Origin of the sequence: Sphingobacterium sp. T2 (assembly GCF_000814685.1) — a bacterium.
GTDB lineage: Bacteria > Bacteroidota > Bacteroidia > Sphingobacteriales > Sphingobacteriaceae > Sphingobacterium > Sphingobacterium thermophilum.
The window spans coordinates 1-12,177 of record NZ_JXAC01000065.1; the positions used below are offsets into that span (position 1 = coordinate 1).

Sequence of the window (12,177 nt, forward strand, 5' to 3'; positions counted from 1 at the left end):
TGGGGACTATACCTGAACYMTATGTTGATGTGTATGTATATCGATGTATGGAATCATAAAGCGCAATTTACTAAAAGATTGGTGCTTCATATGTTTTTTGCGTATAAAATTTTGCTAATTTTTTTAGTAAAATAAAGGTTAATTCGTAATCTTGTACTATGTTTTTGAACTGCAAGACTTGGTTTAGCTTCCATTACGGTACGTATGAGCCTGCCAAATTAATAGAGCACGCCTCGCAGCTAGGTGTGAAAGTGCTGGCCTTGACCAACATCAATTCTACGGCCGACTGTTGGGATTTTGTGTATAAATGTCAGAAGGAAGGAATAAAGCCTATCATCGGGACGGAAGTCCGCAATGAAGATACTTTTTGTTATGTCTTGTTGGCCAAAAATAATCGTGGCTTGATGGCTATCCATGACTTCTTGTCGACTCATAAGCAGCAGGAGATGCCCTTTCCAGCACGGCCTTCTTTTGTAGAAGAGGATGTATGGGTCATTTTCCGCTATAGGGAAGAGTTGCTAGGGGAGTCCTTTGCCGCCAATGAGCTTATAGGTTTGGATATTCCTCATCTGACCTTGTTGGCTTGGCAGAAATATGTGGAGGTGTTGCCTTTTGTTCATTTTGCATCCGGTGACTTATCAGGATAAGACCTATTATGCGTTGCTATCGTATTTTGCGGGCAATAAGCGAAAAATACGTTGCTCTCCAAGCTAGAACCACATGAGTGATGCTGGCTCCGGGGGAAGTGGCTGAGTGGAAGTGAACGGGGAACTTGGTTGCGGCTTTGTGCGGCGATTTCCTTCCATCATTACTAGGACTATGGAGGTAGTACGTTCCTGCTCTATAGCGATGGAATTCCATACGGATAAAAATAAGAAGTGCTTTACCTCGTCGGTAGAAGATGATGTGGCATTGCTGCGCAAGCTAGCATGGAGGGATGTGTAGCGCGGTATGGGGGCCGCAATAGGGAGGCCCGCCGTCGCGTGGAGAAAGAGCTGGAGATGATCTCCAACTTAGGGTTCACCGCTTATTTCCTCATCGTTTGGGATATATTGCGTTATGCCAACGAGCGCGGATTCTACCATGTAGGACGAGGTAGTGGCGCCAATTCCATAGTAGCGTATTGTCTCCGCATTACGGATGTGGACCCTATAAAGCTAGACCTATACTTCGAACGCTTCCTGAATCCTAATCGTGCCTCTCCTCCCGATTTTGATATAGACTTTAGTTGGCAGGACAGAGATGCTATCTTCGAGTATATTTTTATGCGGCATGGGCGTAAACATGTGGCCCTATTGGGGATGTACAATACCTTTCAGCGACGTGCCATAGTGCGTGAGTTAGGTAAGGTGTTCGGGCTGCCGAAAGAAGAAATCGACAGGCTGGCGATGCAAGCCGAGTGGACACCGGAAGATAAGATTCAAGGGTGGATTAAAAAATACGGCGAACTGTTGATTAATTTTCCCACAAATCTCAGCATACATGCCGGAGGGGTATTAATCAGCGAAAATCCGATCCATGCATATGCCGTAACGGAAAGACCACCTAAAGGGTTTGTTACCGCCCATATCGATATGTTTGAGGCTGATAGGATAGGATTGTTCAAGTTTGATATCCTCAGCCAACGAGGGCTAGGGCATATCAAAGATGCTTTGGACCTTGTTGCCAAACATCGCGGAAAACATATTGACATTCATGCTGTCGAAAAGTTTTTGGAAGATCCCCTTTTGGCAGAAAAAATCCGTAAGGCCGATACTATAGGCTGTTTTTACATCGAAAGTCCGGCAATGCGCCAGCTGTTGGGTAAGCTGAAATGTTCGGACTACCTCACTCTGGTGGCCGCAAGTTCTATCATACGTCCTGGTGTGGCCCAGTCCGGCATGATGAAGCAATATATCGAACGTTATCATGATCCCGATAAGGTGGTGTATCTGCATCCCAAGATGAGAGAATTGCTTGAAGAGACCTACGGCGTCATGGTATACCAAGAAGATGTAATCAAGGTGGCTCACCATTTCGGAGGTATATCGTTGGACGAAGCGGATATTCTGCGGCGTGCTATGAGTGGCAAATACCGTTCGGAAAATAAGTTCGGGCAGTTGAGAGATAAGTTTTTTGCCAACTGTAGGGCTTTCGGCTACGAGGAGAAGGTGATAGCAGAGGTATGGCGACAGATGGAAAGTTTCGGAGGCTATTCTTTTGCCAAAGGCCATTCGGCATCCTTCGCTGTGGAGAGCTATCAAAGTCTGTATCTCAAGACTTACTATCCTGTAGAGTTTTATGTCGCGGTAATCAACAATTTCGGGGGCTTTTACCGTACTGAATTTTATTTCCATGAGTTGCGGCGCCACGGTGGAAATATACAGCTGCCCTGCCTCAACCACAGCGACTACCTTACCGCTATCTGTGGCGATGAAGTGTATGTAGGCTTCATCCATATGCAAGGACTGGAGGACCAGCTTGCCAAACAGATTGTAGAGGAGCGCCACCGCGGCGGTCCCTATCTCAGTTTGGAAGATGTGCTGCAGCGTCTGCGACCAGCGCCAGAACAGCTCAACCTGCTCATACGTATCGGTGCGTTGCGCTTCACCGGACTGGATAAGAAAACTCTGCTGTGGGAAGCCAACTTTAAGAGCAAACGTATCGCCACCAAGGTGACGGTAAGCTTGTTCGGAGAAGAGACAGAACCTCATTTTACGTTGCCTTCTTTTGAAGAAAATCGCCTTGAAGATCTCAAGGATGAGCTGGACATCCTAGGGTTTGTGGTGGGAGACTTTTTCGAGCTGCTGGAAGAAAGACATCTGGCAGGAAGTATCACGGTCAGGGATCTGCCAGACTATCTGGGACAACAAATCAAAATCATAGGCCGCTTTGTCACCTTGAAAGAAACAAGGACGATAAAACGGGAACGTATGTGTTTCGGCACCTTCCTCGACGTGGAAGGTAACTGGCTTGATACGGTCCATTTTCCGCCCGTCTATCGGCAATATCCATTTTTGGGAACAGGATTTTACGAGATTCTTGGTACTGTAATCGAAGATTTTGGCGTGTATAGCGTGGAAGTATACAGCATGCACAAGCTGGGATATAAGTTTGGAACAAATAAATAGAAAAAAGACGATGCAATATTCTATTGTCGTACACCCCTTCACATTGATTGAAGAGATAAGAAACATCAAACAAGAGCTGAAAAGACGTATAGGGTGGTACCCTAGCGTAAATTCGCTGGCACATTTTACAATCAGCCAGTTTAAGTGTGACTCCACAACGCTACAGGAAATCCAAAAGCGTGTGAGGGACCGTATCCTCAATTGGGAAATACGGGAAATACTGCTGGACGGCTTTGGCTTCTTTGAAAATAGCAAAACGTTGTATATCAGACCAGAAAAACATTCTTGTCTGTATTTGGAACAGCTTTTTGCTGCGGTGGGGGAGCAGGTGAGAGCGGTAGTTGCCGAGGCATATATCTGCACCCATCCTCATCTGTCTATAGGTAGATCCCTCAAGCCCGAACAGATGGCTATAGCAAATAGGCTTTTTAACAACTATTCAGGAAACTTCGTATGTGAAGGCGTAATGTTCCGTGAATTTAATCCTGAAAGAAAGCAGTACGACCTAAAGGAGTTTATCCGATTTTGATAAATGGAGTACGCTATTCTTCCGTGGATGTGTTTTTAGAAAGCTTTTCTTTCATCTTTTCTTCCGGAAGTACTTCACTTTCGTTGACTTCTTTATAAGAAACTGTGGTCTGAGATTCTTTTTTCTTATCCGTTTGGATATGGATGTCCACTTCAATTTTCTTCTTGTTTTTAGGCATACGCACTATACCCCATTTCATGAGTAGCTCTTGCGTGGAATTGCGCTTCAAGTGTTCTTTTTCTGGTTCGCCGATGAGAAATCCAAAGGCTTCCATGGATGGGATGGCGTCGAAAATCACCTTGAGTGTAGCGATGAATGGCAATGCGATAATTAACCCGGCAAGGCCGAACAACATACCGCCGATAAGTATGCCTACGATGGCCATCAAGGGATTGATGCTTACTTTACTGCCTACGATATTGGGTGTGATAATATTCCCTTCGAGGAATTGCACGACCTGAAACCAAGCGATAACCCCTACGGCATACCAAGCACTGTCCTTTACGGCTAAAGCAAAAAAAGCCGGCAAGATGGAGCCGATAGCTATGCCAATATAGGGGAGGAGCATAAGCAGGGAGGCCAGCGTACCGAAAAACCAAGCATAGTCTATACCCATGAACATCAGCCTACGGTGTTAAGGACCGCTACAATGCCCATCACCGTAACCAGTCCCACAAGGTAGCTCTGCACTACCTCGTAGATTTTGTTGAGTACCTCGTTCACCTTATGTTGAGGACTCGTCTTAAAGGCTTTGAAGAAAAATTCACGAAAGAAATCCCTATAGTATAGCATGAAAAAGCAGTAGAGAGGCACGAGGATGGCATTGGCCACCGTGTTGCCTACAGAGCCGAAGGTTGTTGTAAGCACACCCCCTATATTTTCCAAGGACTTATTACCCTGTTCGCGCAGCTTATCCATAACTTGGTTTCGTTCGATGCCGAAACGTTCCTGCAGCCAGCTCTGGGCCCGCTCCAATACCGATAGCACCTTGTCGGTAATCGCGGTAGCATCCTTGCCTATGATGATACTCTGATGAACAATAAACCAGACAATACCAAAAATAATCGCTATGGCTACCGTCACCGCTAGCAGGGAGGCTACAGCTTTTCCCAATCTAAGTTTTTCAAAGAAGCGAGCTAAAGGGAATAAGGATATGGCGATGAGGGTGGCAAAAAGTATAGGGATAAGTATGCTTTGCGCTACATACATCAACCCCAAAATCAACGCCAACGCCAACAAGCTGGAAGCCAACTGCAGAGAGTATGGCCTGTTCGACGGTTTTACATCCATAAAGTTAAGGTTAGTCCTAATTTATTTTTCTATTTCTCTCCCAATAATAAATATACAATAAAGACAGGAAAACGAAGAGGGCATTTCCGCAAATAATGAGAGGAATCCGTGGCAACATATCCTGATAGATATATCCAGCAAATAATGCGCCAAGTCCGATTCCTACTTCTAGGGCTATATACATCGTAGCCATGGCCCTGCCACGATGTGTAGGAAGAGATAAATCTATGGTCCAAGCGTTGAGCGCAGGAGAAAGGATGCCGTTGCCTATGCCGAAGACGGTAGCTCCTACAATAAGATAGATTATGCCTTCACCCAAACCTAGTATAAGCATGGCGACAGTTGTGATGGCCGCTCCAATACGCATCACTAGGGTGCGCCCGTGCCTGTCCGCCATCTTGCGTGTAATAAGGCGAATGCTTACAGAAGCAATGGTGTATACGGTAAAAAATAAACCTTTATTGCTGATTCCTAAATGTTCACTCCAGTCAGGAATTAAGGTGAGTATCACACCGTAGGAGCTGATGCTAAGGACCATGACTACGGCAGCAGGAAAAACACGTGGCTCGAAAATATCACGACGTGAGATGAGTAGCATGGATGTTCTGAACTTCTGAGGAGTAGGTAACGTTTCCTTCATATTGAAAACTATGATGATGGAAAGGAAAGCCAGCAGTGACGAACAATAGAACATGGTATCTAGGTTGTAGATATGGGCTAGGTATCCTCCTAGAGCAGGACCGAAAGCGCTGCCAATGCTATAGCAAAGACCATGCATGCCTAAGGCCTCCCCCCAACGCTGAGAAGGAATGATGTCTGCAATATAGGCGGAGGTAGCGGTAGGTTTGAAACCTGTAGAAAAGCCGTGAACAAGGCGCAGCAGGAAAAAGCCGGCCAAACTACTTAAAACCGGATACAGCACCCCGCATAGCACACATACCGAAGAGCCTACAGCCATCACTGGCACGCGCCCCCATTTGTCGGTAAGCTTGCCACTGAAAGGTCTGGAAATCCCCGCAGTCAGGGTAAACAGTGATATGATAAGCCCTTTATGTTCTGCACCACCAAGGGAAGATAGATAGTTCGGAAGCTCCGGAATAATCATATTGAAGCTCGCCGAAAATAATAATGTACTCAAACACAATAAGCCGAACGAAAGCGTGTAGATGCTTTGTGTATTTTCAGTATGCATAAAAAAAAGAAGTGTTTTGTCTGTTAAGCCAGCTTTTGACGGCTTAATTCCGAACAGAAGATAGTGGTAGCTACCGCTACATTTAGGGATTCCGCCTGACCGATACGCGGGATAGTCACCGCCTTGTCGATCTTGCTTATAAGGCTGGAACGTATGCCGTTGCCCTCATTCCCCATGATAATCAACCCTTCCGGACCGAAATCTGTGCTATAGATGGATTGACCTTCCAGCAATGCTCCGAAGGTTGGAATCTGTATGTTGTCGATAAACTGTTCGATGTCCACATAATGGATCTTTACGCGCGACAAGGATCCCATGGTGGCTTGTACCACCTTTGGGTTGTAGGCATCTACTGTGCCTATGGAGCAGACAATATGTTCAATACCGAACCATTCTGCTGTACGGATGATAGTGCCTAAATTGCCAGGATCCTGCACGTCATCCAAGACTATACTGTGTTTTCCTTTCAACTCCTCCTCTTCTAAAGGTTTATATGGAGGAATCTCTACTATAGCCAACGCCCCTTGAGGTGTTTTTAGTGTCGTAATTTTCTTAAATTCTTGCTCGCTTATTTCCTCTAGTTTTATATTTTGAGGTATTTTGCTCAACTTTGTCGAGGCTTGGGGGGTAGCATATATTTTTTGTACCTTGTAGGAAGAATGCACAAACTCTAATACAGATTTAATTCCTTCAACGATAAAGACGTTATGTTGTATACGGAATTTTTTGTTTTGTAGTGAAGTAATTAAACTTATTTGAGCTTTCGACAACATTGAGTAAATGAATAATAAGCGTAGATTTTTATTTTTTGCAAGTATAACATTTTTACTTCTATTTTTTGAATCCTGTCGTTCGGCGAAGTACCTGGATGAGGATCAGTCTTTGGTTACCAAAGTCGACATCCAAGGGGTTCCTACAGAGCTGAGAGAATCCGCTTACCAGTATATTTCGAATGAAATACGTCCCAACTCGGCTCTAAACCTTACGCTTTACAATATATTCAATAACCAAAAACGGAAAGTAATAAAACCGAAAAGAATTCGCCAAGTGGGGGAACCTCCCCATATTCTGGATAGCTCATTGGTAGATCTTTCTGCTTTGCAGATACAGCGTTTTCTACAGACCAAAGGATATTTCAAAGCTCACGTAAGCCCTCAGATAGAGACAAACAAGAAAAAGACGCATATCCACTTCCTAGTGGAGAAAGACACCTTATTCCGTGTAGGGAATATAGAAACAGAGTTTGACAATCGGCATATAGAGCTCATATACCATACGGAGGTAGAACCTTTCTCCAAAGTAAAGACCAACGAGCCTTATGACATGGACAGACTGGTCGCGCTGCGGGAGGCATTGTATATGTCGGCCCGTGATAAAGGGTATTATGATTACCTTCGTCAGCATATGCGCGTGGCCATAGATACTACCAAGACCCGCTATTTTGCTGATTTGAAAATCCAAGTGTCTTCTTCCGACGATACCTTGCGTGTGTATAAGATTAATGATGTACGTCTTGTCATCCATACACAGGATCAGCTTGTAGGCAGTAATATACCCGCTGATACTATAGGAGAAGTCTTGTTTACAGATTATACCAATCAGTATAAGGCTAAGCCGCTCATGCGGTATATGTTTTTGAAGAAGGGAGAAAATTATAGCCTAGCAAACGAAAATATTTCCTACGACAGGTTGTACGAGACCAACGGCTTCCGTAATGTGCGTATAAACTACGAAAAGGTGGATAGCAGCAGGCTGAATGTGACGTATGAGCTTATCCCCCGCGCACTGATGTCCAACCAGATTGAAGGAGAATATACATTTAGTTCCGGGATGAGAGGCTTTAACGTAGGTAATACATTTTCTCATCGCAACATCTTTGGTGGATCCGAACTGTTGGAACTTAAAGTGCGCTATGGATTGCTTTTCGATTCCGCGCTTGGCAGGATCGCTGTCTCAGAAAATCTTTAACAACGACTTTCAGGCTGGTGTAAACCTCGTCGTACCACGTATGCTGCTGCCATTCGGTTGGGGAAATGCCGGAAGATATGGTCTACCGAAGACTACCTTCTCTACAAGCCTGCAGATCTTTAATCAGGATCAAACCTATTCCAACAGATATCTTATCAATACTTTGAATTATTCGTGGTGGCAGAACCCTAATCTTCAGCATAGCTATACACCATCGTCGTAGAATACAGAGCAGGGAAATTTGACGAGAACTTCAGGAATGAGCTGCTTGAGGAAGGCTACCAGCTCTATATCGCCTCCAACGATAGGCAGTATTTTGGTTTGGGAGCCCAATATGCCATTACGTGGAACAACAATAAATTGCAGAAGCTCGATGACTTTTCCTTTTTCCGTGGAGCCATAGATCTTAGTGGCAATACGTTGGGACTGCTGAGCAGTATTTTCAACTTTAGGAAAAATGATGACGACAGCAAGACCTTGTTTGGTGTGACCTACCTGCAGTATTTCAAAGGTGAGGTGGATTATAGATTGTACCGCTATTTGGGAGGAAATAAGCAGGTTGTGTTCCGTTTCAATGGTGGCGCTATAGTACCTTACGGCAACAATTCACGTTTGCTAATCTTTGAAAAAAGCTTCTATGCAGGAGGGATGAACGGCATGCGTGCATGGCAGGCCCGCACACTGGGACCCGGAAATTATAACAGAAGTTCGATCAGAGAAGAGTTGCGCCGTAACCTTCGAAATTTGGATCAGTTAGGAGAACTTAAACTAGAAACCAACCTTGAATATCGATTCCGTATATGGAACAATTTCTTTGGGGCGAAGCTCAATGGTGCTACTTTCCTCGATATGGGAAATATCTGGCTGCTACGGGAAAACGAGCTGAATAGAGGAGGGTTGTTTAAATTCGACAGATTCTTCTCACAAGTGGCCATCGGAACGGGGGTCGGACTACGCTTCGATATGGATTACTTTACTATACGCCTGGATACGGGACTAAAGCTTAAAGACCCACAGTTTGAAGGGAAAGACCAATGGGTCATCCAACATCTTTTTGACTTGGGGCCATTCAAAAGAGCTTACTACGATACGCATAAACCGGATCGCTACGGACTGTTTCAATTTAACTTTGGAGTGGGGATGCCTTTCTAAAGTAAGTTCTTGAGCACATGGAAAGCGCTTTCTAGGATTTGTGAGATAGAAAGTCCTTTGCTGAAAGAAAAATATCCGTAAATCAAAGCAAGGATGAGAAAAGTGCTGAGCAGTCTCTTGAAAGTGTAGGCTATAAGTAGAATAATCGTAGGAATGATAATCAACAGCAAACCATTGATTTTGAATGGTGTTATTTTATTGTCCTTTTTATATAGAAAATAAAGTTTTCCTATCGTCTTGTCGTGATTTTTATGCTTGAAAAATACGAATGTTGATTCGGATATGGGGTGTGAAGCTACGGCAACACCATTATGGAAAGTTAAGGCCTGCTCAAATCCGTTTATCGAAAATTTGAAGGTTCCATTGATATGGTCTTGAGCTATATCCGCAGAGTCTACAGCGATGATGGCAATTTTACCGTTGGCGGTAAGATTTTCCTTCACCATAAAATTGTCAATCTTTTGGTAGCTTGTTAGCGGCAAAGGCTGTACGCTGACTGCTAAAAAAGCACAAAAAAAAGGACGATATAGACGTGTAATGCTTTCATATGTTATTTCCGGGACAATGATACTAAATTCTTTATGATATTGTGGAAAAATACCTTATTTTCATGGGGAAAATATTTTTGAAATGTAGCTATACTTTGTACATTTGCAAAAGACAAGAGAAAAAATAGAAGAAAAACATTAAAAATAATAATGGAAAATACAGCAGCGCAGAGACAACCTAAAACAACAGATAACAACGCAAATCAAACACACTACTACGTGACTTTGACTATTGCTATTATCATCGGTTTATTTGGTGTGTTTGTTAGATTCGTTCCGGATGAGGTAAAAGCATTAAATCAATATACTTTCTTGTTTTCTACTATTGCAAATGTTGCAATTTTAGTAGCATCGTATATCGCCTTCAAAGTTGTATTTGCAATCTTAGGTTTTGGAAAGAAATAAGTGAACCTTTCTTTTGTAAGATATTTAAAAGGCAACATCCTTCAGGAGTTGCCTTTTTTATGTTATGGATGAAACTAAAACTTTTGTTTTCTAGAGCCAATTAAAATGCTATTTTTATTCTAGTAACATATAAATATATTTACAGAATTGAGATTTGCAGCTATAGATATAGGATCCAACGCCATACGTTTGTTGATTGCCGATATTTTAAGAAAGGGCGTACAGGTACAATACTCCAAAAACACCTTGTTACGCGTGCCTTTGCGTCTAGGAGATGAAGCCTTCGTGAAAGGTGAAATCTCGGAAGCCAAATTCGAGGATATGGTGAAAACGATGCGAGCCTTCCGTGACTTGATGGATGTATATAAGGTGAGCGATTATATGGCTTGTGCCACGTCGGCCATGCGGGATGCAAAGAACGGCAAACAGATCGTGCAGGCATGCAGAGATGTAGGTGTGGATATTCAGATAATCGATGGCTCGGTGGAAGCTAAAATTATTTACAATGCATACCTAAGCGGCGTGATGGATAAAGAAAAGGTGTATCTATACGTGGATGTAGGGGGAGGAAGTACCGAAGTATCGCTATTTGCAAAAGGTGAGCTCAAAGCTTCTAAATCCTTTAACTTGGGAACCATCCGCATTCTGGATGGACAGGATACGCCGGAAATCTGGCAGGATCTCAAGGAGTGGGTGAAAACACATACTTCCGACCATGAGGAGGTATACGGCATAGGGACAGGGGGTAATATCAATAAGCTTTCGCGCTTGGTAAATAACGGCGTGGACAAAGCCTTTGGCTATAAAAAACTCCAAGGTGTGTATGAACATCTAAAGTCGTTAAGTTTGGAAGAACGTATCTTTGATCTGGGCCTGCGGTCCGACCGTGCTGATGTTATCATTCCAGCCGCTGAAATTTATCTTACCATTATGAAGGCTGGAAAATTACGTAACATCGTGACTCCCAGAGTAGGTTTGGCAGATGGCATTATCCAACAGCTTATCCGCAAAAATTATGTGGAAATTATCTCTAATTAACTCTTGATTCTATCAAAAAAAGATATAATTTTGTGCTTACAAAACATACCTAGGTGGCGAAATTGGTAGACGCACCATCTTGAGGGGGTGGCGCCCGCAAGGGCATGGCAGTTCGAATCTGCTCCTAGGTACCAAAAAAGGGAAGATTTTTCTTCCCTTTTTTGTTTCATTAAGTCCTATATAAGTTATAACCCATTTGTTTTAGCGGTAATTTCCGCTATATCGAGCACTTCGATTTCAGTTTCCTTTTCTTTTAATTTGACGCCATCACGAAGCATGGTCATACAGAAAGGACACGCTGCCGCCACCACATTGGCTTTGCTTTCGATGACGTCCTCGATACGTTCTATGTTGATATCTTTATTTCCTTTTTCCGGTTCTTTGAACATCTGTGCACCACCGGCACCACAGCAAAGGCCGTTGCTCCGACAGCGTTTAAGCTCTACTAGGTCGGCATCCAAGGTTTCCAATACCTTACGGGGAGCTTCGTATACCTCGTTGGCACGACCTAAATAGCAAGGATCGTGGTAGGTGATACGCTTTCCTTTGAATACATGACCATCGGCAGGACGCAGCTTCCCTTCGTCGATGAGAGATTGTATAAGCTGCGTGTGGTGGATGACTTCATAATTTCCTCCTAACGCAGGATACTCATTTTTCAAGGTGTTAAAACAGTGTGGACAGGCGGTGACAATCTTTTTTATCTCATAGCCATCCAACACCTGGATGTTCATCATCGCCTGCATCTGAAACAAAAATTCGTTGCCGGCACGTTTGGCAGGATCTCCCGTACAACTCTCCTCGGTGCCCAGTATAGCATACTTGATGCCTACATTGGTGGAGGATTTTGCAGATATCACGTGTGTATACGTTGGGCCCTTTCGTCGAAGGATCCGGCCAGCAGCCTACCCAGAATAGCAAGTCAGGAGTTTCACCTTTCGCTCG

The 12,177-nt window shown here is 43.8% G+C and carries 14 protein-coding genes, 1 tRNA gene and 1 pseudogene; 10 read left to right on the forward strand and 6 right to left on the reverse strand.

All coding sequences use genetic code 11. The features are described from left to right. Window positions 1-164 precede the first annotated feature (164 nt). The 4 genes from SD31_RS18500 to SD31_RS05220 all read left to right on the forward strand — a co-directional run bounded on the left by SD31_RS18500 (window position 165) and on the right by SD31_RS05220 (window position 3,639). Window positions 165-647 (forward strand): PHP domain-containing protein, encoded by a 483-nt coding sequence (locus SD31_RS18500; protein WP_231561197.1) that lies wholly within the window; start codon window positions 165-167, stop codon window positions 645-647. 112 nt (window positions 648-759) lie between these two features. Continuing rightward, window positions 760-945, forward strand: coding sequence for a hypothetical protein (locus SD31_RS18505; protein WP_231561198.1), 186 nt, complete (start codon window positions 760-762; stop codon window positions 943-945). Next, entirely contained in the window at window positions 930-3,110 is a 2,181-nt protein-coding gene (gene dnaE / locus SD31_RS05215) for a DNA polymerase III subunit alpha (protein ID WP_231561199.1), read from the forward strand. The genes SD31_RS18505 and dnaE overlap by 16 nt, the downstream gene beginning before the upstream one ends. A 10-nt stretch (window positions 3,111-3,120) precedes the next feature. Beyond that, the gene (locus SD31_RS05220) at window positions 3,121-3,639 is read left to right on the forward strand and encodes a 2'-5' RNA ligase family protein (RefSeq protein ID WP_082021823.1); all 519 of its coding nucleotides are present in this window, start codon (window positions 3,121-3,123) and stop codon (window positions 3,637-3,639) included. A gap of 13 nt (window positions 3,640-3,652) precedes the next feature. Here SD31_RS05220 and SD31_RS19935 read toward each other — a convergent pair whose 3' ends face one another. From SD31_RS19935 to SD31_RS05235, 4 genes are read right to left on the reverse strand one after another with little or no spacing between them, the layout of a single operon-like run. Further along, the gene (locus SD31_RS19935) at window positions 3,653-4,255 is read right to left on the reverse strand and encodes an AI-2E family transporter (protein ID WP_262506544.1); all 603 of its coding nucleotides are present in this window, start codon (window positions 4,253-4,255) and stop codon (window positions 3,653-3,655) included. A 5-nt stretch (window positions 4,256-4,260) separates the two neighbouring features. Next, window positions 4,261-4,929, reverse strand: a complete 669-nt coding sequence (locus SD31_RS19940; protein ID WP_262506545.1) for an AI-2E family transporter — start codon at window positions 4,927-4,929, stop codon at window positions 4,261-4,263. Between the two features lie 16 nt (window positions 4,930-4,945). Further along, window positions 4,946-6,121, reverse strand: coding sequence for an MFS transporter (locus SD31_RS05230; protein ID WP_039053369.1), 1,176 nt, complete (start codon window positions 6,119-6,121; stop codon window positions 4,946-4,948). Between the two features lie 23 nt (window positions 6,122-6,144). Beyond that, a complete protein-coding gene (locus SD31_RS05235) occupies window positions 6,145-6,894 on the reverse strand; it encodes a TrmH family RNA methyltransferase (protein ID WP_039053370.1) in 750 nt (249 codons plus the stop codon). A gap of 109 nt (window positions 6,895-7,003) precedes the next feature. Between SD31_RS05235 and SD31_RS18510 the strand changes: the two genes are divergently transcribed. From SD31_RS18510 to SD31_RS18520, 3 genes are all read left to right on the forward strand, one after another. Then, complete coding sequence (locus tag SD31_RS18510; RefSeq protein ID WP_231561200.1) at window positions 7,004-8,089, forward strand: POTRA domain-containing protein; 1,086 nt, start codon at window positions 7,004-7,006, stop codon at window positions 8,087-8,089. Continuing rightward, on the forward strand, window positions 8,058-8,312 hold the full coding sequence (locus SD31_RS18515) for a hypothetical protein (protein ID WP_231561201.1): 255 nt from the start codon (window positions 8,058-8,060) through the stop codon (window positions 8,310-8,312). The genes SD31_RS18510 and SD31_RS18515 overlap by 32 nt, the downstream gene beginning before the upstream one ends. A 98-nt stretch (window positions 8,313-8,410) precedes the next feature. Beyond that, window positions 8,411-9,241, forward strand: a complete 831-nt coding sequence (locus SD31_RS18520) for a BamA/TamA family outer membrane protein (RefSeq protein ID WP_231561202.1) — start codon at window positions 8,411-8,413, stop codon at window positions 9,239-9,241. Here SD31_RS18520 and SD31_RS05245 read toward each other — a convergent pair. Continuing rightward, window positions 9,238-9,723 (reverse strand): hypothetical protein, encoded by a 486-nt coding sequence (locus SD31_RS05245; RefSeq protein ID WP_039053371.1) that lies wholly within the window; start codon window positions 9,721-9,723, stop codon window positions 9,238-9,240. The two genes, SD31_RS18520 and SD31_RS05245, sit on opposite strands and share 4 nt — an antisense overlap. A gap of 216 nt (window positions 9,724-9,939) precedes the next feature. Between SD31_RS05245 and SD31_RS05250 the strand changes: the two genes are divergently transcribed. The 3 genes from SD31_RS05250 (at window position 9,940) to SD31_RS05260 (ending at window position 11,366) form a co-directional block, all read left to right on the forward strand. After that, complete coding sequence (locus tag SD31_RS05250) at window positions 9,940-10,194, forward strand: hypothetical protein (RefSeq protein ID WP_039053372.1); 255 nt, start codon at window positions 9,940-9,942, stop codon at window positions 10,192-10,194. Between the two features lie 147 nt (window positions 10,195-10,341). Beyond that, window positions 10,342-11,232, forward strand: coding sequence for an exopolyphosphatase (locus SD31_RS05255; protein WP_039053373.1), 891 nt, complete (start codon window positions 10,342-10,344; stop codon window positions 11,230-11,232). A gap of 47 nt (window positions 11,233-11,279) precedes the next feature. Next, window positions 11,280-11,366, forward strand: a tRNA-Leu gene (locus SD31_RS05260). 51 nt (window positions 11,367-11,417) lie between these two features. Here the strand turns inward: SD31_RS05260 and SD31_RS05265 are convergent. Further along, window positions 11,418-12,177, reverse strand: a pseudogene (locus tag SD31_RS05265) ((Fe-S)-binding protein); the annotation flags it as partial.

What these genes read in the sequence shown, in the direction of transcription:
- dnaE (WP_231561199.1), top strand. Translation starts at nt 930, where the DNA reads ATGGAGGGATGTGTAGCGCGGTATGGGGGCCGCAATAGGGAGGCCCGC.
- SD31_RS05220 (WP_082021823.1), top strand. Translation starts at nt 3,121, where the DNA reads ATGCAATATTCTATTGTCGTACACCCCTTCACATTGATTGAAGAGATA.
- SD31_RS19935 (WP_262506544.1), bottom strand. Translation starts at nt 4,255, where the DNA reads ATGGGTATAGACTATGCTTGGTTTTTCGGTACGCTGGCCTCCCTGCTT.
- SD31_RS19940 (WP_262506545.1), bottom strand. Translation starts at nt 4,929, where the DNA reads ATGGATGTAAAACCGTCGAACAGGCCATACTCTCTGCAGTTGGCTTCC.
- SD31_RS05230 (WP_039053369.1), bottom strand. Translation starts at nt 6,121, where the DNA reads ATGCATACTGAAAATACACAAAGCATCTACACGCTTTCGTTCGGCTTA.
- SD31_RS05235 (WP_039053370.1), bottom strand. Translation starts at nt 6,894, where the DNA reads ATGTTGTCGAAAGCTCAAATAAGTTTAATTACTTCACTACAAAACAAA.
- SD31_RS05250 (WP_039053372.1), top strand. Translation starts at nt 9,940, where the DNA reads ATGGAAAATACAGCAGCGCAGAGACAACCTAAAACAACAGATAACAAC.